Annotated in this window: 17 protein-coding genes; 10 read left to right on the top strand and 7 right to left on the bottom strand. The window is 65.1% G+C overall.

Annotation, left to right across the window (positions count from 1 at the left end; all coding sequences use genetic code 11):
- Nucleotides 1-33 precede the first annotated feature (33 nt).
- On the top strand, nt 34-1,527 hold the full coding sequence (locus ACO6D5_RS10630; RefSeq protein WP_035213074.1) for a DASS family sodium-coupled anion symporter: 1,494 nt from the start codon (nt 34-36) through the stop codon (nt 1,525-1,527).
- Nucleotides 1,528-1,539: 12 nt separating this feature from the next.
- On the top strand, nt 1,540-2,592 hold the full coding sequence (locus ACO6D5_RS10625) for an Ldh family oxidoreductase (RefSeq protein ID WP_315847300.1): 1,053 nt from the start codon (nt 1,540-1,542) through the stop codon (nt 2,590-2,592).
- Between the two features lie 1,001 nt (nt 2,593-3,593).
- On the opposite strand, the gene rodA is transcribed toward ACO6D5_RS10625, so the two are convergent.
- The 5 genes from rodA to ACO6D5_RS10600 form a co-directional block, all read right to left on the bottom strand.
- On the bottom strand, nt 3,594-4,730 hold the full coding sequence (gene rodA, locus ACO6D5_RS10620) for a rod shape-determining protein RodA (protein WP_315845266.1): 1,137 nt from the start codon (nt 4,728-4,730) through the stop codon (nt 3,594-3,596).
- On the bottom strand, nt 4,727-6,655 hold the full coding sequence (gene mrdA, locus ACO6D5_RS10615) for a penicillin-binding protein 2 (RefSeq protein ID WP_485825351.1): 1,929 nt from the start codon (nt 6,653-6,655) through the stop codon (nt 4,727-4,729). The genes rodA and mrdA overlap by 4 nt, the downstream gene beginning before the upstream one ends.
- 15 nt (nt 6,656-6,670) lie before the next feature.
- Nucleotides 6,671-7,231: a rod shape-determining protein MreD gene (gene mreD, locus ACO6D5_RS10610; RefSeq protein ID WP_035213076.1), complete on the bottom strand. Its 561-nt coding sequence runs from the start codon at nt 7,229-7,231 to the stop codon at nt 6,671-6,673.
- A complete protein-coding gene (mreC, locus tag ACO6D5_RS10605; RefSeq protein ID WP_035213078.1) occupies nt 7,218-8,102 on the bottom strand; it encodes a rod shape-determining protein MreC in 885 nt (294 codons plus the stop codon). The genes mreD and mreC overlap by 14 nt, the downstream gene beginning before the upstream one ends.
- 84 nt (nt 8,103-8,186) lie before the next feature.
- Nucleotides 8,187-9,230 carry a rod shape-determining protein gene (locus tag ACO6D5_RS10600; RefSeq protein ID WP_006216320.1) on the bottom strand — a complete coding sequence of 348 codons (1,044 nt, stop codon included), beginning with the start codon at nt 9,228-9,230 and terminating at the stop codon, nt 8,187-8,189.
- A 227-nt stretch (nt 9,231-9,457) separates the two neighbouring features.
- Between ACO6D5_RS10600 and gatC the strand changes: the two genes are divergently transcribed.
- The 5 genes from gatC (at nt 9,458) to ACO6D5_RS10575 (ending at nt 13,572) form a co-directional block, all read left to right on the top strand.
- Complete coding sequence (gene gatC / locus ACO6D5_RS10595; protein ID WP_485825350.1) at nt 9,458-9,766, top strand: Asp-tRNA(Asn)/Glu-tRNA(Gln) amidotransferase subunit GatC; 309 nt, start codon at nt 9,458-9,460, stop codon at nt 9,764-9,766.
- Between the two features lie 3 nt (nt 9,767-9,769).
- The gene (gene gatA / locus ACO6D5_RS10590; RefSeq protein ID WP_315845263.1) at nt 9,770-11,299 is read left to right on the top strand and encodes an Asp-tRNA(Asn)/Glu-tRNA(Gln) amidotransferase subunit GatA; all 1,530 of its coding nucleotides are present in this window, start codon (nt 9,770-9,772) and stop codon (nt 11,297-11,299) included.
- 1 nt (nt 11,300) lies between these two features.
- On the top strand, nt 11,301-12,758 hold the full coding sequence (gatB, locus tag ACO6D5_RS10585; RefSeq protein ID WP_315845262.1) for an Asp-tRNA(Asn)/Glu-tRNA(Gln) amidotransferase subunit GatB: 1,458 nt from the start codon (nt 11,301-11,303) through the stop codon (nt 12,756-12,758).
- Nucleotides 12,759-12,862: 104 nt separating this feature from the next.
- Nucleotides 12,863-13,108, top strand: coding sequence for a hypothetical protein (locus ACO6D5_RS10580; RefSeq protein WP_315845261.1), 246 nt, complete (start codon nt 12,863-12,865; stop codon nt 13,106-13,108).
- Nucleotides 13,105-13,572 carry a type II toxin-antitoxin system VapC family toxin gene (locus ACO6D5_RS10575; protein WP_485825349.1) on the top strand — a complete coding sequence of 156 codons (468 nt, stop codon included), beginning with the start codon at nt 13,105-13,107 and terminating at the stop codon, nt 13,570-13,572. Before ACO6D5_RS10580 ends, ACO6D5_RS10575 begins: the two co-directional genes overlap by 4 nt.
- A gap of 34 nt (nt 13,573-13,606) precedes the next feature.
- On the opposite strand, the gene pyrE is transcribed toward ACO6D5_RS10575, so the two are convergent.
- Complete coding sequence (pyrE, locus tag ACO6D5_RS10570) at nt 13,607-14,293, bottom strand: orotate phosphoribosyltransferase (protein ID WP_315845259.1); 687 nt, start codon at nt 14,291-14,293, stop codon at nt 13,607-13,609.
- A 134-nt stretch (nt 14,294-14,427) separates the two neighbouring features.
- On the opposite strand from pyrE, the gene ACO6D5_RS10565 reads away from it, so the two are divergent.
- On the top strand, nt 14,428-15,216 hold the full coding sequence (locus tag ACO6D5_RS10565) for an exodeoxyribonuclease III (protein WP_006224753.1): 789 nt from the start codon (nt 14,428-14,430) through the stop codon (nt 15,214-15,216).
- Here the strand turns inward: ACO6D5_RS10565 and ACO6D5_RS10560 are convergent.
- A complete protein-coding gene (locus ACO6D5_RS10560; protein WP_485825348.1) occupies nt 15,198-16,118 on the bottom strand; it encodes a LysR substrate-binding domain-containing protein in 921 nt (306 codons plus the stop codon). The genes ACO6D5_RS10565 and ACO6D5_RS10560 overlap by 19 nt on opposite strands.
- Nucleotides 16,119-16,243: 125 nt before the next feature.
- Between ACO6D5_RS10560 and ACO6D5_RS10555 the strand changes: the two genes are divergently transcribed.
- The gene (locus ACO6D5_RS10555) at nt 16,244-16,855 is read left to right on the top strand and encodes a LysE family translocator (protein WP_485825347.1); all 612 of its coding nucleotides are present in this window, start codon (nt 16,244-16,246) and stop codon (nt 16,853-16,855) included.
- A 432-nt stretch (nt 16,856-17,287) separates the two neighbouring features.
- Complete coding sequence (gene gdhA, locus ACO6D5_RS10550; protein WP_485825346.1) at nt 17,288-18,634, top strand: NADP-specific glutamate dehydrogenase; 1,347 nt, start codon at nt 17,288-17,290, stop codon at nt 18,632-18,634.
- The last annotated feature ends 93 nt before the right edge of the window (nt 18,635-18,727 follow it).

Below are 18,727 nucleotides of genomic sequence, written 5' to 3'. Positions count from 1 at the left end.
GTGTCGGAAGTTTGACCTCAACCGGAGATGGATATGACTGCGCCAGCCGCTGTCCCTGCCTCGCAAGCCCCAAAGAAAGCAAAAATACCGATCGGACTCGTCGCCGGCATCCTGGTGATGATCGGGGTGCTGATGATGCCCCTGCCCGCCGACCTGCCGGTCGCGGGACACCGCATGCTGGCGATCCTGGCGTTTGCCGTGGTGGTCTGGATTACCGAAGCCGTGTCTTACGAAGCCAGCGCGATCATGATCACGACGCTGATGGCCTTCCTGTTGGGCACGGCTCCGACAATCAAAGACCCGAACGTGCTCTACGGCACGTCGGCCGCCATCAGCATGGCGCTCACCGGCTTTGCGAATTCGGCGCTGGCGCTGGTCACCGGCGCCTTGTTCATTGCCGCCGCCATGACCTTCACCGGGCTGGACCGGCGCATCGCGCTGGTCACCCTGTCCAAAGTCGGCACCAGCACGCGCCGCATCCTGATCGGATGTATCGCCGTGACGATCGTGCTGAGCCTGGTCGTGCCTAGCGCGACAGCCCGCAGCGCGGCCGTGGTGCCCATCATGATGGGTGTCATCGCGGCCTTCGGCGTGGACAAGCGCTCGAACATCGCCGCCGGCATCATGATCATCGTGGCGCAAGCCACCAGCATCTGGAACGTCGGCATCCAGACGGCCGCCGCCCAGAACCTGCTGACGGTCGGCTTCATGGAAAAGATGCTGGGCGAACGCGTGGCATGGTCGGACTGGCTGATCGCCGGCGCCCCCTGGTCGCTGATCATGTCGGCCGTGCTGATCATCGTCGTGCTGAAGATGCTGCCCCCGGAAAGCGACAGCATCGCCGGAGGCAAGGAAGCGGTTGAAAAGTCGCTGCTTGAGCTGGGCCCGATGACGGGCGCCCAAAAGCGCCTGATGGCCGTGTCGGTCATGCTGCTGCTGTTCTGGTCGACCGAAGGCAAGCTGCACAAGTTCGACACCACCTCGACCACCTACTTCGGCCTGGTGCTGCTGATGCTGCCGCGCTTTGGCGTGATGACGTGGAAAGACGTGCAATCGCGCATCCCATGGGGCACCGTGATCGTGTTCGGCGTGGGCATCAGCCTGGGCACCGCCCTGCTGACGACGCAAGCGGGCCAATGGCTGGGCAACCAGGTCGTGGCGCACACCGGGCTGGATCACCTGGGACCGCTGGCCATCTTCGCCATCCTTGCCGCATTCCTGATCGTCATCCACTTGGGATTCGCCAGCGCCACCGCGCTGACCTCGGCCATGCTGCCCATCCTGATCTCGGTGCTGGCCACGCTGCCGGGCGACTTCAGCCGCCTGGGCATGACCATGCTGCTGGGCTTCGTCGTCAGCTACGGCTTCATCCTGCCCATCAACGCGCCGCAGAACATGGTGTGCCTGGGCACGGAAACCTTCAATGCCAAGCAGTTCGCCAAAGTCGGCATCATCGTCACCATCGTGGGCTACCTGCTGATGCTGGTGATGGGCGCGACGTACTGGCGCTGGCTCGGCTGGCTCTAAGGAGAACGCATCATGAAACTCTCCATTGCCCAAGCCAATGAATACGGCCGCCGCGTGCTGATGGCGCAAGGCGTGCCCGAAGACATCGCCCGCGACGTGGCCGAACACCTGGTCGAGTCCGACCGGGTGGGCTACACCAGCCACGGCCTGTCGATCCTGACGAACTACCGGCGCGTGCTGTCCGAAGGCCTGGCCAAGCCGGACGGCCGGCCCGAACTGGTCAACGACCGCGGCGCCATGCTGGCCTATGACGGCCACCACGGCCTGGGCCAGTACGTCGGCAAAGTCGTCATCGAAAAAGCCATCGAGCGCACGCAGGAACACGGCCAATGCATCGTGACCCTGCGCCACAGCCATCACCTGGGCCGCATGGGCCATTTCGGGGAAATGGTGGCGGCCAAGGGCCTGATCCTGCTGGCCTTCACCAACGTGATCAACCGTTCGCCGACCGTCGCGCCGTTCGGCGGCGCGCAGGCGTGCCTGACCACCAACCCGCTGTGCTTCGCCGGCCCGCTGCCGGGCGGCCGTCCGCCCTTCATCGTCGACATGGCCACCAGTTCCATCGCCGTGAACAAGGCGCGCGTGCTGGCGGCCAAGGGAGAACAGGCGCCCCCGGGATCACTGATCGACGCCGACGGCAACCCGACGACGGACCCGGGCGCGTTGTTCACCGACCCGCCCGGCGCCCTGCTTCCGTTCGGCGGGCACAAGGGCTACGCGCTGGGCCTGGTGGCCGAACTGCTGGCAGGCGTCCTGTCCGGCGGCGGCACGATCCAGCCGGAACACCCGCGCATCGGTGTGGCGACGAACAACATGTTCGCGCTGCTGCTGGATCCGCAAGTGGACTTCAACACGGACTGGCGAACGATGGAAGTCGGCGCTTTCATCGACTACCTGCACGCGTGCAAGCCGCAACCGGGTGTCGAGGCTGTGCAGTATCCAGGCGAATACGAAGCCCGCAACCGCGCCGTGAACGCCGATTCGGTGGAGTTCGATAGCCGGATCTGGGATGGCTTAAAGAAGCTGGCAGCCGATCTGGGTGTTCCGGACGCGTTGCCGGGTTGATCGTGTTTGTTTTGTGACGGGTGCGGGTTCTTAAGGCGCCCGTCACGTCTGGGGCCTGCGATGCGCGGGTCAACGATTGCGGTCCGGAGCCTTCGCTCCGGACTGCCCCCTTGTCATCTTCGTTGCGGCCTACGGCCGCTGCCTTCAGATTCCCTCGGGCTTATCGACTCCCCGCGCATCGCAGGCCCCAGACGCGCCGTGCTCGCATAGTCGAAATCTGACGTCCGCTGGGACGAGTAGTGTGCTTAAGGTTCTTGCACAGGGTATTGGGGTGAGAAGGATCTTGCGGTGCCCGCCCCCGGCCGGCCGCGCGGGCGGCCTTTGGGGGCTTACGCGGTGTTTTGCGTCGGAAGATGGCCGCTCTACGCTTGTAGGCCAGGAAGCTGGCCTTCGTTCGATGGGTGGAGTGCGTGCGGGTAAGAAAATGGGCCGCCGCTAATCGTCACTTGAACACCCGTGCCGGATGGGCGGCGCGCGCGAGACGGTCTACATGCGCAACGGGCTGCCTGCCGCGCGCCGCCCATCTCTACCCCCCCATGATTACGGACACATCAGCACACTACCTCACGCAAGCGCGCAAGCGATCACCACCCCGACGACGCACAGCGCGTATGCCGATTACGGCCGCCCGCGCGGCCGCAATCGGCGGGCCACGCACATCTCGACGCTGAGCACAGGTCCAGCAGCGCACCAGACCAAGACGGCGTGAGCCCGTCGGTGTGGGCGACATGGGCGCGAGCAACCTCGATGCGCCCGAGGGAATCTGAAGGGAAGGCCGCAGGCCTGTACGAAGATGACAAAGGGGGAGTCCGGAGCGAAGGCTCCGGACCGCAATCGTGGGCGCGAGTGGCCATGTCGCCCACGCCGACGGGCGACCTACGAAGCAAAATTCCCGGTAAGGCGAAGCACGATTCCGAGCGAGGGGAAGCACTATCCGAAGCACCGAGACCACATCACCCGCAGCACGACCAAGGAACCACCAGCCCGCCCGAAACCAGCAATCAAGCCTTAACCGACCGATGTCGGCTAATACTCATCATGATCCCGAACGCGATCCCCATCGTAAACAACGCCGTCCCCCCGTAACTCATGAACGGCAACGGCACGCCGACGACAGGCAAGATCCCCGTCACCATCCCCACGTTCACGAACACATAAATGAATAGCATCATCGTCAGCGCCCCCGCCAGCAAACGGCCGAACTGCGACGATGCGCGCGATGCGATCGTCAGGCCGCGCGCCATCATCAGGCCGTACAGCACCAGGATCGCGATACCGCCGTACAGGCCGAATTCCTCGGCGTACACCGCGAAGATGAAGTCGGTCGTGCGTTCGGGGATGAAATCCAGGTGCGTCTGCGTGCCCTTCATGTAGCCTTTGCCGTAGACGCCGCCCGAGCCCACCGCGATCATCGACTGGATCGTATGGAAGCCCTTGCCCAACGGATCGGAACTGGGGTTCAAGAGCGTGCAGACCCGGTGCTTCTGGTAGTCATGCAGCACCACCCAGTCCACATCCGGCTCGCAGAGCTGGTCTTCGTAATACACCAGCGTGCCGATCGCGATGATGCCGGCCAGCATCACCGGCACCAGCAGCTTGAACGACAGGCCCGCGAAATAGATCACGAAGAAGCCCGCGCCGAACACCAGCAGCGCCGTGCCCAGGTCCGGCTGCAGCACGATCAGGCCGAACGGCGCCGCCAGCATCGCGGCAGCCGCCAGGAAGTCGCGGATGCGCACCGCGCCTTCGTGGCGCTGGAAATACCAGGCCAGCATCATCGGCACGGCGATCTTCATCATCTCGGAAGGCTGGATGCGCGTCACGCCCAGGTTCAGCCAGCGGGTCGCGCCCTTGCTGGTTTCACCGAAGAACTCCACGCCCAGCAGCAGCACCACGCCCACCACATAGAACGGCAAGGCCAGTTTCATCAGCCACTTGGGCGGAATCAGCGCCATGGTCCACATCGCGAAAAACGCGATGATGAAATTGCGCGACTGCTCCGCGAAGCGCCAGTCGGTGCCGCCCACCGCCGAATGCATGACGGTCAGGCCCAACGCCGCGAACATCATCAGGATCGCCAGCAGCGGCCAATCGAACGCCGTGAACACGCGTAGCAGGATAAGGCCCAGGCGCTTCATTGTTGGCGCACCACGTCGGAAGTAATGGATTCAACGGAGGCCAGCGGATCGGACCGTTCCGGCCGCACGATCTTGTCCTGCCGGTCTTTGGCCAACCAGTAGTCGAACACCTTGCGCGCGACCGGCGCGGCCACGCTGGCGCCCCAGCCGGCGTTCTCGACGATCAGCGACACGGCAATGCGGGGATGCTCCAGCGGCGCGAACCCCATGAACAGCGCATGGTCGCGCAGGCGTTCGTCGATGGCGCTGGCGCGGTAGTGGCCGCCGCGCAGGCTGAACACCTGCGCCGTGCCGGTCTTGCCTGCCGCCTGGTACGGGGCGTTGGCGAAGGCGCGCCGCGCCGTGCCGGCCCGCACCACGTCCGCCATCGCGTTCTTGATGACATCCACGTTGGCTTGCTTCAACGGAATCCGGTAATCGGGCGCGGACTCGGTGGGCTTGGCCACGCCCGTGCGCGGGTCGCGCACCGCGTGCACCAGATGCGGACGGCGATACAGGCCGTTATTGGCCAGCGTCGACGTGCCCTGCGCCAGCTGCAGCAAGGTGAAGGCGTTGTAGCCCTGGCCCACGGCCACGGAAATGGTCTCGCCGGCGTACCAGCGCTGGCGGTCCTTGTCCTTGTAGGCCGAGCGCTTCCAATCGGTGGACGGCAGCACGCCGCGCTTTTCGCCTTCCAGGTCAATGCCGGTGATCTGGCCGAAACCGAATTGCTTGGTGAAATCGTGCAGCGCGTTCACGCCGATCTCGGGGCCGAGCGAATAGAAATACGTGTCCGACGACACCACGATCGCCTTGTGCATGTCGGTCATGCCATAGGCGGCGCCGCCTGCGTTGCGGAATTTCTGTCCGCCGAACTCGTAGTAGCCGGGGTCGGAGATGCGGTCGGTCGCGCGGCGCTTGCCCAGTTCCAGGGCGGCCAGGCCCACGAAGGGCTTGTACGTGGAACCGATCGGGTAGGTGCCGTACAGCGGGCGGTTGATCAGCGGATGGTCCGGCGATTCGTTCAGCATCCGCCAGTTGTCCACATCGATGCCGTCCACGAACAGGTTGGGGTCGAAGGACGGCTGCGACACAAAGGCCAGGACTTCGCCCGTGTCGGGGTCGATCGCGACGAGCGCGCCGCGCTGGCCCTCGAAGGCCTCTTCAGCCACTTTCTGCAAGCCCAGGTCGATGGACAGCATGATGTCCGATCCCGGCACCGGGTCGATCCGCCGCAGCGTGCGCATCGGACGCCCGCCGGCAGTGACTTCGACTTCTTCCAGGCCGGTGCGGCCGTGCAGCTGCTCTTCCCAGGTCTTCTCGATGCCCTTCTTGCCGATGACGTCGGTGCCGCGGTAATTGCCCAACTGGCCGGCGCGTTCCAGCTCTTCGTTATCGCCTTCGGCGATGCGGCCGATGTAGCCCACCACGTGCGCGGCCGACAGGCCCTGCGGGTATTCGCGCACCCACCGGGCGCGCAGCTCGACGCCCGGGAACTGGAAGGAGTGCGCGGCGAACCACGCCGCCTCGGTCTCGTTCAGGTTGTTGCGCAGCTGCAAGCTGGCGTAGCGGCTGGACTCCGCCGCGCGCCGCTTGAAGCGCCGCTGGTCGGTGGGGCTGATGTAGACGACTTCGGTCAGGCGTTCGAACAGCTCGTTCATGTTGCCTGCGTGGGCAGGCACCACTTCCAGCGTGTAGGTGCGGTAGTTGCGCGCCAGGATTTCGCCGTTGCGGTCCAGGATCTCGCCGCGGCGCGGCGGGATGGGAACGACCGCGATGCGGTTGCGGTCGGCGCGTTCGGACAGGCCTTCGTAGCGGTCGACCTGCAGATACCAGAACCGGCCCACCAGCACGCCGAAGCACGCCAGGGCGAACACGCCGCCCACCCAAGCGCGCAGGCGGAAGCGCTGCTTCTGCTGCTGGCCGGTTTTCTTGAATTCAAACATGAAGCGACGCCGCCATCAGGCGGAGGAAGATTCGGCGTCGTCGGCACCGCGCTGCGGCAAGTGCAGGACCCAGCCCGCCAACGGCCACAGGGCAGCCGTGATGGCCACGCTGATGCACCAGTCCCAGCCCGGCCATTTGCCGGCCAGCCAGGCGTGGATGATCTGGGTCAGGAACCGGGCGATGAAGAAGACAGGCAGCATGTGCATCGCCTGGCTCCAGAGATCGAACCGTTGCAGGCGCCGATGCAGCACGACGGCGCCGTAGGCGACCAGCGTGTACGACAAGGCGTGCTCGCCCAGCGGGCCCGCGTCGTGCACGTCCATCAGCAAGCCGAAGAAGAACGCGGTGAAAAGCCCCACGCGGCGCGGCTCGTGCACGCACCAGAAGGCGATGATCAGCAAGAGCACGTCGGGCGCGCCCTGCCACAAGCGCCACGGCAGGAGAGAAACCAGCCATACCAGCAGGACCGTGGCCCAGACGAAAACGCCGTGCGCCGGCCCCGACAGGCGGTCGGGATGCACGTTGCTGGGAGTGCCCAGGCGACGCCTGGGCTGGGATTGATTAGTCCGATCCACCGGAATCGACCTCCTGACGGTTGGACTCGGCGCGGGCCACATCCACCTGCAAGACCAGGAAGTGGCGATAGCGTTCGGGGTGGGCCAGCGGTTCACACACGGCGCGCGCGAAACCGGAGGCGGTATCGCGTTCGACCGAGGTCACTTTGGCCACGGGCAGGCCGGCAGGGAACAAACCGCCGACGCCGCTGGTAACGATAGTATCGCCTTCCTTGATGTCGGCATTGGCGGCAAGGTAACGGACTTCCATCTTGCCCGGCGAATTGCCGCCGAACGCGATCAGGCGCAGCCCGTTGCGCAGCAGCTGGACGGGGATGGAGACCTGCTCGTCCGTCACCAGGGCGGCTTCGGCCGTCATCGGCGTCACGCGCACGATCTGGCCGACCACGCCGCCTTCGTCGATGACGGGCATGCCCGGCGCCAGGCCGGCCTTGCTGCCTTTGTTGAACACCAGCCGCTGAGTGAACGCGTTGGTGGGTTCGTACATGACTTCGACCACCACGGCCGATTGCGCCACGGTGTCGGTCACGCCCAGCAGGCGGCGCAGTTGCGCGTTTTCGGCGGCCAGTTGCGCCGCGTGGCTTGCCACCTGGGCCAGTTCGATGCGCTGGCGCTGCAAGGCTTCGTTTTCGCTGCGGATGAGGTTGGCCGCGTTGACCCACTCATTGACTTGCTGGACGAGGTCGCGCGGCGCCATGACGGCACGCTGGAAGGGGTAAAGCGCCACGGACATCGCACGGCGCGCCGGTTCCAGCATGCGCCATTGCGAATCCATGATGATCAGGGCCAAAGCAAGGACGACCAGAACGACCAGCCGCACCTCCGCAGGTGGGCCGCGCCTGAATAGGGGGGGGGTCCCTTGTCGTTGCATGAATCTCAGCCCGGGCACCCGCGTCCGTAGCTCCCGCAGCGGCCGGAGCCGTGAAAAAGCGAGGCTCCGGGCTGGCGGGCGGTATTAGTCGTTGATGAAGATGGCGCCCAGTTTCTCAAGGTGTTCCAGCGCTTCGCCGCAACCGCGCACGACGCAGGTCAGGGGATCGTCGGCCACCACGACGGGCAGGCCGGTCTCTTCCTGGAGCAGGCGATCCAGATCGCGCAGCAGCGCGCCGCCACCGGTCAGGGCGATGCCCTTGTCGGTGATGTCGGCGCCCAGTTCGGGCGGGGTCTGCTCAAGCGCGATTTTCACCGCGGACACGATCTGGTTCAGGGGGTCGGTCAGCGATTCCAGGATCTCGTTGGACGAGACCGTGAAGCTGCGCGGCACGCCTTCGGCCAGATTGCGGCCCTTGACTTCGATTTCGCGGACTTCGGAACCCGGGAATGCGGACCCGATTTCCTTCTTGATCAGTTCGGCCGTGGGTTCGCCGATCAGCATGCCGTAGTTGCGGCGGATATAGTTGACGATGGCTTCGTCGAACTTGTCGCCGCCGACGCGCACGGAACCCTTGTAGACCATGCCGCCCAGCGAGATGACCGCCACCTCGGTGGTGCCGCCGCCGATGTCGACGACCATGGAGCCGCTGGCATCGGAGACGGCCAGGCCGGCGCCGATGGCCGCGGCCATGGGTTCTTCGATCAGGAAGACGTGGGACGCGCCTGCGCCCAACGCCGATTCGCGGATGGCGCGACGTTCAACCTGGGTGGAGCCGCAGGGCACGCAGACGATAATGCGCGGACTGGGCGCCAGCATGTTGCGGGGGTGCACCATGCGGATGAACTGCTTGAGCATCTGTTCGGTGACCGTGAAGTCGGCGATAACGCCATCCTTCATGGGCCGAATGGCCTCAATATTGCCGGGAACTCGGCCAAGCATCTGCTTGGCTTCGTGGCCGACGGCCTGGATGATCTTTTTGCCGTGAGGCCCGCCTTCATGACGGATTGCGACCACGGAGGGCTCATCGAGCACGATGCCCTTGCCGCGGACGTAAATCAGCGTATTGGCGGTACCGAGGTCGATCGCCATATCGCTGGAAAAATAACTGCGCAGGAATCCGAACATGGGAGCTCAGCTAAATTCTGGGGGGAATTGGGTTCATGCCATGGGGCGTTTGGCCCGAAAAACGTCGGGTCCGCCTGTCATCACGGCGATTAAACCGTGAATCATAACTTATAATTTCACCGGAAATAGCGCATAAATGCAGGCTATTCAAGCTTTGTAACGGGTTTGGCGCGTACATACTGCCCAGTCCCGCCCTTCGGCCTTCGCTTATCGATTTTGCAATCCCTATGGCGCTTAATGACACAGATGTGGCCCGCATTGCCCGGCTGGCCAGAATCGAACTGACCCCCGACCAGCGCACCGTTGCGCAGGCCGAGTTGAACGGCATCCTCCACCTGATCGAACGGCTCCAGGCCGTCGACACCCAAGGCGTCGAACCCCTGGCCCACCCCCTGTCCGCCCATGAGGACATCGTGCTGCGCCTGCGTGAAGACGCCGTGACCGAGGCCAGCTCGGAAGCCCGCCGCGAGGCGCTGCTGGCCAACGCCCCCGACGCCCAGGAAGGCTTGTTCCTGGTCCCTAAAGTCCTGGACTGAGCCATGACGAAACCCGCCTTGCACACCCAATTCGAGGGGATCGCCGCTTTGCGCGCGGCCCTCGCCCAACGCCAGGTCAGCGCCGTCGAACTGGCGCAAAGCGCCCTGGCGGCCGCCGACGCGGCCCGCGACCTGAATTGCTTTTTACATATTGACGCTGAATTGACGCTGGCCCAGGCCCGCGCCGCCGACGCCGCCCTGGCCGATGGCTCGGCTGGCCCGCTGGCCGGCGTTCCCATCGCCCACAAGGACGCGTTCGTGACCCGCGGCTGGCGCACCACCGCCGGCAGCAAGATGCTGGAGGGCTACGTCAGCCCCTTCGACGCCACCGTCGTCGAGCGCCTGGGCGCGGCCGGCGCCGTGTCCATCGGCAAGCTGAACTGCGATGAATTCGCCATGGGTTCCGGCAACGAGAACTCGGCCTACGGCGCCGTGAAGAACCCCTGGGACCACGCCGCCGTGCCCGGTGGATCCTCGGGCGGTTCGGCCGCCGCCGTGGCCGCCCGCCTGGTGGCCGCCGCCACCGGCACCGACACCGGCGGCTCGGTGCGCCAGCCCGCCGCCCTGTGCGGCGTGAGCGGCATCAAACCGACCTACGGTACCGTCTCGCGCTATGGCATGGTGGCCTTCGGCTCCAGCCTGGATCAGGCCGGCCCGCTGGCCGCCAGCAGCCGCGACCTGCTTGAACTGCTGGATGTCGTCAGCGGGTTCGATCCGCGCGACGCCACCAGCCTGGAAAAGTGCGACGCCGCCGTCAACGAGCCGGGCCGCGTGCGCCGCGACTTCGATTCGGCCCAGGCCGCGTTCGACGCCGCCGGCAGCCAGCCCCTGAAGGGCCTGCGCATCGGCGTGCCGCAAGAGTATTTCGGCGCCGGTCTCGCCGCCGACGTGGCCGCCGCGGTGGAAGCCGCGCTGGCCCAATTCGAAGCGCTGGGCGCCGTGCGCGTGCCGGTGTCGCTGCCGCGCACCGAACTGGCCATTCCCGCCTACTACGTCATCGCCCCCGCGGAAGCGTCCAGCAACCTGGCCCGCTACGACGGCGTGCGCTACGGCCACCGCACCGAGCAGTACGGCGACCTCACCGAGATGATCAGCCGCTCGCGCGCCGAAGGCTTCGGCAGCGAGGTCAAGCGCCGCATCCTGATCGGCACCTACGTGCTGTCGCACGGCTATTACGACGCCTACTACCTGCAAGCACAACGCCTGCGCCGCCTGATCGCGCAGGACTTCCAGCGCGCCTACGCCGGCCAGTGCGACGTGATCATGGGCCCGGTCACTCCGACCGTCGCCAAGAACATCGGCGACAACCGCGACGACCCGACCGCCGACTGGCTGGCCGACGTCTACACGCTGGGCGTCAGCCTGGCGGGCCTGCCCGCGATGTCGATCCCGTGCGGCTTCGGCTCGGGCCGACCGGTCGGCCTGCAGATCATCGGCAACTACTTCGACGAAGGCCGCCTGTTGGCCATCGCCGACCGCTACCAACAAGTCACCGACTGGCATAAGCAATCGCCAGTAAAGCAGGACGCCTGACATGAACTGGGAAATCGTCATCGGCCTGGAAACGCATACCCAGCTTTCCACCGGCTCCAAGATTTTTTCGGGCAGCAGCACTGAATTCGGCGCCGCGCCCAATACGCATGCCAACGAAGTGGACCTGGCCCTGCCGGGCAGCCTGCCGGTCATGAACCGCGGCGCGGCCGAACGCGCCATCCGTTTCGGCCTGGCCGTGGGCGCCACGATCGCGCCGCGTTCGGTCTTTGCGCGCAAGAACTACTTCTACCCCGACCTGCCCAAGGGCTACCAGATCAGCCAATACGAGCTGCCGGTGGTCGTGGGCGGTTCGCTGTCGTTCTTCGTCGGCGAAGAAGAGAAAACCGTCAACCTGACGCGCGCCCACCTGGAAGAAGACGCCGGCAAATCGCTGCACGACGACTTCACGCTGGCCAACGGTTCGCCCGCCAGCGGCATCGACCTGAACCGCGCCGGCACGCCGCTGCTGGAAATCGTGACCGAGCCTGAAATGCGCTCGGCCGCCGAGGCCGTGTCGTACGCCCGTGCCTTGCACAGCCTGGTGGTCTGGCTGGGCATCTGCGACGGCAACATGCAGGAAGGGTCGTTTCGCTGCGACGCCAACGTATCGGTGCGCCCAGTGGGCCAGAAGGAATTCGGCACCCGCACCGAGATCAAGAACGTCAACTCGTTCCGCTTCCTGGAACGCGCCATCGTCTATGAAGCGCGCCGCCAGATCGAACTGATCGAAGACGGGGGCACCGTCGTGCAGGAAACGCGCCTGTACGATGCCGACCGCGACGAAACGCGCAGCATGCGCAGCAAGGAAGACGCGCACGACTACCGCTACTTCCCCGACCCCGACCTGCCCACGCTGGTGATTTCGCCCGCCTGGGTCGACGAGGTGCGCGCCGCCATGCCTGAACTGCCGGCCGCCCAGCGCGCCCGCTTCGAATCGGAATTCGGCCTGCCCGCCTACGACGCCGCCCAACTGACCGTCAGCCGCGATCTGGCCGCCTATTTCGAAGCCGTGGCGCGCGCGCTGCCGGCGGGCCAGGCCAAGCTGGCCGCCAACTGGGTCATGGGCGAAGTCGCCGCCGCCCTGAACAAGGACGAAAAGAGCATCGCCGATTCGCCGGTGCAGGCGCCGGCGCTGGCCGCCCTGATCGGCCGCATCATCGACGGCACGATCTCCAACAAGATCGCCCGCGAAGTCTTCGGCGCCATGTGGGCCGGCGAGAACGGCGGCGACGCCGACGCCATCATCGACGCGCGCGGCTTGAAGCAGATCAGCGACACGGGCGCCATCGGCGCCATGATCGACGAGGTGCTGGCCGCCAACCCGGCCATCGTGGAAGAGTACCGGGCCGGCAAGCAAAAGGCGTTCAATTCGCTGGTGGGCCAGATCATGAAGGCCGCGCGCGGCAAGGCCAACCCGCAGCAAGTGAACGACCTGCTCAAGCAGAAGCTCGACAGCTGACAGTTCCGTCGGGAATCAGGCTGATAAAAGGCCGCGGCACATTGCCGCGGCCTTTTCTTTTGCGAAGAATGGGAGGTCGACTTTTCGGAGCGGAGGATTTAGCTATGAAATACATCGAGATCAGCGATGAACTGCTGCGGGAGCAGTTCATGGAGCATCTGCTAGCCGTCAGCAAGGGGCAACATTTCATAATTACCGTTGATGGCGTGCGCTGCGCAAGACTGACCCCGACGCTTCCCGAGACAACGCTGGACGCCCATGACGCCATCGAAGAAATGAAGCTGTTCCCGCGATCGGCTGCGGTACCCCACGACGTCGTCCGCTCCTGGATTGACGAGGGGCGAGAATGACTGCGATCACCGTGGTGTTGGACGCTTCCGTCACGCTCGCCTGGCTACTTGGGCGAGCCGATGCCCGGGAAAGCAGGCTGGCCGACCACCTGCTCGAAGTCGCCCACGATTCAAGAAACGCGGTTCCGCCCATTTGGTACTTGGAGATCGCAAATGGCATGCTGCGCGCGGCGCGAAGCCGCATCGCCTCTGACGAACAACTGGCGTCGTTCGATCAGCTCTTGGACCGGCTACCGATATATCCGGATCTGAGCAGCGCGGCCTTCCGGATCCCACCCATCAACCTGTTGGCCCGCCGGCACGCCTTGACCGCCTATGACGCCAGCTATCTGGAACTGGCACTGAGAAACGGCGGATATCTGGCAACGTTTGATCGAAAGCTGGCAGACGCCGCCGGCGCATGTGGCGTCAAGGTATTAGGACGGCATCACGGTCTGGCGGAACCGACGCTTCGATACGGTTAGGGCTGGACGCCACAAGGCGCCTACCCCTGACCCCTTACTTCACCCCGTACTTCGTCCGGTACGCCTGCACGGCGTCGCGGTTTTCGGCGAACGATGCGTCGTCTTGCAGCAACGCCATGATGTCCGACAGCGACGCGATCGCCACCACCGGGATGCCGTAGGTCTTGGCCACGTCCTGCACGGCCGAATGCGCCGACAGCGCATCGTCCGGGCCGGCGCGTTCCATGCGGTCCATCGCGATCAGCACGGCGGCCGGTTCGGCGCCGGCGTTGCGGATGATTTCCACGGATTCGCGCACTGACGTGCCCGCGGTGATCACGTCGTCAATGATGACGACCTTGCCCTTCAGCGGCGCGCCGACAAGGGTGCCGCCTTCGCCGTGGTCCTTGGCTTCCTTGCGGTTGTAGGCGAACGGCACGTCGCCGCGGCCTTGCATGGCCGGGTGGCCGGCCAGCGCCACGGCCGTGGCGGTCGCCAACGGGATCCCCTTGTATGCCGGGCCGAACAGCATGTCGAATGCCACGCCCGAATCCAGCAGCGCCTGCGCGTAGAACTGCGCCAGCTTGCCGACCGAGCCGCCGCTGTTGAACAGGCCGGCATTGAAGAAATAGGGGCTGATCCGACCCGATTTGACCTTGAAGCTGCCAAAGCGCAGCACGCCTTCGTTCAGGGCAAAGCGGACGAAATCGAGGGAGGTGGCGGAAGTGGTGGCGGCGGGCATACGAGGGGGATCCGGTAGATGGCAAACCCCGGCATTTTATCCGGTGTCAGGGCTATTGCCCGGCCCCGCCGCCGAGTCGGTTAAATTCCTGACATTGTTCCGGCCCCCCGCGGCCGCTCTACAGGAGTCTCGCTTTGCTGCGCATCACGTCCATCAATCTCAACGGCATCCGGTCCGCCTTCCGCAAGGGCCTGCAACCCTGGATGGACAAGCATGCCGCAGACGTCCTTTGCCTTCAGGAAATCAAGATCGCCGACGCGGACCTGACCGATGATCTGCGCCACCCGCCCGGCTATACCGGCCACTTCCACCACGCGGTCAAGAAAGGCTACAGCGGCGTGGGCATCTACCTGCGCGACGCCGCCGAACGCGTGAACGTCGGGCTGGACTGCGAAGAGTTCGACCCCGAAGGCCGCATCATCCGCGCCGACTGGAAGAACCTGTCGGTGATCAGCGCCTACCTGCCCTCGGGTTCCAGCGGCGACGAACGGCAACAAGCCAAGTACCGTTTCCTGGACCGCTTCGGCCCCTGGATCGACGCCCTGATGCACGAGCACAAGACCACCGGCCGCGAATTCATCATCTGCGGCGACTGGAACATCGCGCACAAGGAAATCGACCTGAAGAACTGGAAGGGCAACCTGAAGAATTCCGGTTTCCTGCCCGAGGAACGCGCCTGGCTGACCGACGTGTTCGACAAGCGAGGCTTCGTGGACGTGTTCCGCACCATCGACGACCGCCCCGACCAGTACACCTGGTGGAGCAACCGCGGCCAAGCCTGGGCCAAGAACGTCGGGTGGCGCATCGATTACCAGATCGCCACTCCCGGCATCGCCGCCCGCGCCCGTAACGTGGCCATCTACAAGGACGAGCGCTTCTCGGACCACGCGCCGCTGACGATCGACTACGACGCCACGCTCTGACCCGGCCCGGCGTCGTTGCCGTCAGTGTCCGGCAACGACGCCGCAGCCTCCAGGCGCAGCCATGCCAGGAACGCCGCCGCCCGCGGATCGTCCCCGTACGGACGAGGCGACAGCAGGAAGTACGCCGAACCGTCGCGGATGAATCCGCAAGGCGCCTCCAACCGATGGTCGCGCAATGCGTCCCGCACCATCAGCGCCGAGCCGATGGCCAGGCCCAAGCCTGCCGCGGCCGCTTGCAGGCTCAGATAGAAATGCTCGTACACCGGCCCGGCCTTGCTTGGAGCCTTGTGGCCCGACGCCTGCGCCCATTGCCGCCATGCGCCCGGCCGGGTCGCGCTACCCAGGGCCGCCGCGCCGTTCCACGCCAGCTCGCCTGAACGGCCCGCCACGCCGGGCCGGCAGACCGGGCCCGTCCATTCTTCGCACACGCGCTCGGCATGCAGGGCCGCGTCCCATTCGAAATCGTTGCGCCGCAGCGCCACGTCCACGCCCTGCGCCGCGAAGTCCACCGGGCCGCCTGCCGCATACAGATGCACCTGGATGCCGGGATGCGCCCGCTGGAAGTCGGGCAGGCGCGGAATCAGCCACATCATGGCGATCGTCGGTTCGCACGACAGCACCAGCGGCGCGTCGGCGGCGGGCTGGCGCAGCTGGGCCAAACCCGCCGCCAACTGCTCGAACAGGCTGCGCGTCAGCACCAGCAGCTGGCGGCCGGCATCGGTCAGGAAAACAGCCCGATTCCGGCGCTCGAACAAGACCAGCCCCAACGCCTGCTCCAGCTGCTTGATCTGGCGGCTGACGGCCCCATGGGTGACGTGCAGCTCTTCGGCAGCCCGGCCGAAGGCTTCATGACGGGCCGCCGCATCGAAGACACGCAAGGAACCTAGAGGGGGAAGTTTCATCGCAATAGGTGATTTTTTCTGACGGATATCAGCCATTAAAAATCGTTTTTCATTGCCGCGCCAGCGCCACACAATGGGCGCCCCTTCCGAAGCCTTTGTCGCGCGCCTTTCCCGCCGCCACTGCCATGACCGAACTGATCGCCGTTGCCCTTATCACCGTCCTTGCCGTCATCAGCCCCGGGCCGGACTTTGCGATGGTGACGCGATACAGCTACCTGTTCGGCCGGCGCACAGGCCTCGTCTGTGCGCTAGGCATCGCCCTGGGCGTACAGGTCCACGTGTTCTACACGATGTTCGGCGTGAGCCTGCTGGCCCACTACGCGCAGCCGGTGCTGCAAGGCATCAAACTGGCTGGCGCCTGCTACCTGGTCTACATGGGCTGGAAGACCTTCTTCAACCGCACGCCCGTCAGCCGGGACCTGTCCGCGCGCCCCCCGATTTCGGCCTGGCAGGCGCTCTACAGCGGCTTCCTGACCAATGCGCTGAATCCCAAGACCACCCTGTTCGTCATCAGCACCTACACGCAGGTGGTGGCGCCGGGCACGCCGCTGCCCCAGCAGTTCGGCTACGGACTGTTCATGTCCCTCGCACATTGGGTGTGGTTCAGCGTGGTGGCGTGGTCGGTGTCGTCGGTGATCCTGCGCCGCCTGCTGCTGGACCACCAACGCACCGCTGACCGGGTGGTGGGCGCCATCTTGATGGCTTTGGGCGCAGCGCTGGCGGCCGTCCAGGTCTGATTCCACTCTGATTCAGGTGATCTTTCTCAAATAATTAATTGGGGACGTATAAACGAGAAAGAACGGGGCTCCGGACAGCCGGATACCGCCGCGAGGCCTATATTTCCTGAGGGATGCGCCAATTTGCAGCCTTCGGAAATCAGCCCATTAAATGGGGACATATTCATTTTCCCTGTAAATACAAGGCTAATGCCCCTGGGTCACGCCTTCATCCCGGTAAACCCTGTTCCCCATGATTTAATACGTCCCTAATAACGTCGATCAAAAAGGTCTTAAATATCAAGGTGATGGCGGCATTTCTGGCTTTGCGCAGGGCAACAATTTACCCCTACAATTCCGCACCATGCTGGTGCGAACAATGCACCAGAACCCATAATTCGCGCCCCAAAACGGCGCACACCCGCACCTGTTCGAAGCACCCCCGAGGAGATCATGTTGAAAGTGCAGAGTCTGGACGACTTCCTGCGTGGCGTCGCCGCGCGCGACCCGCAGCAGCCTGAATTCATGCAAGCCGTCCAGGAGGTGATGCTGAGCCTGTGGCCTTTCATCGAAAAGCACCCCCACTACGCCGAGCACGCCGTGCTTGAGCGCCTGGTGGAACCCGAACGGGTGATCCAGTTTCGTGTGTGCTGGACCGATGACCAGGGCCGCGCCCAGGTCAACCGCGCTTTCCGCATCCAGCACAGCTCGGCCATCGGCCCGTACAAGGGCGGCATGCGTTTTCACCCCTCGGTGAACCTGTCCATCCTCAAGTTCCTGGCGTTCGAACAGACACTGAAGAACTCGCTGACCACGCTGCCCATGGGCGGCGGCAAGGGCGGTTCGGATTTCGACCCCAAGGGCAAGTCCGACGCCGAAGTCATGCGCTTCTGCCAGGCGTTGATGATCGAGCTGTATCGCCACCTGGGCCCGGACACCGACGTGCCGGCCGGCGACATCGGCGTGGGTGCGCGTGAAGTGGGCTTCATGGCCGGCATGATGAAAAAGCTGTCGAACTCCACCGCCAGCGTCTTCACGGGCAAGGGCCTGACCTTCGGCGGCAGCCTGATCCGCCCCGAAGCCACCGGCTACGGCACCGTGTATTTCGCTGAAGAGATGCTCAAGCGCGTCGGCAAGTCCTTCGACGGCCTGCGCGTGTCGGTCTCGGGGTCGGGCAACGTGGCGCAATATGCCATCGAAAAGGCCATGTCGCTGGGCGCCAAGGTCGTCACCGTGTCGGACTCCAACGGCACCGTGGTGGACGAAGCCGGCTTCACCCACGAGAAGCTGGTCGCCCTGATGCACATCAAGAACGACCTGCGCGGCCGCCTGGACACGTATGCCCAGCAATTCGGCCTGAAGTACGAAGCCGGCAAGCGCCCGTGGCACGTGCCTGTCGACGTGGCGCTGCCGTGCGCGACGCAGAACGAGCTGGAACTGGCCGATGCGCAAACGCTGATCAAGAACGGCGTGCTGTGCGTGGCGGAAGGCGCCAACATGCCGGCCACGCTGGAAGCCGCCAAGGCCTTCATCGCCGCCCGCGTGCTGTACGCCCCGGGCAAGGCCAGCAACGCCGGTGGCGTGGCGGTGTCGGGCCTGGAAATGGCCCAGAACTCCGCACGCCTGGCCTGGACGCGCGAAGAAGTCGACGCCCGCCTGCACGCCATCATGCGCGATATCCACGAGAACTGCGTGCGTCACGGCCATAGCGAGCGCGAATACGTCAACTACCTGGACGGCGCTAACATCGCTGGTTTCGTGAAGGTGGCCGACGCGATGCGCCAGCAAGGCTTGTATTAATCCCCCCCCCGAAGCGCTGCGCGCTTCCCCCCCAGGGGGGCGCCGCTGCGGACCGGCGAAGCCGGCTCCGCGCGGCCCCGATTGGGGCAGACC

The organism is Achromobacter sp. (assembly GCF_057314935.1).
Note: the sequence above shows the minus strand (reverse complement) of the source record. Positions and strands in the feature narration are given on the sequence as shown.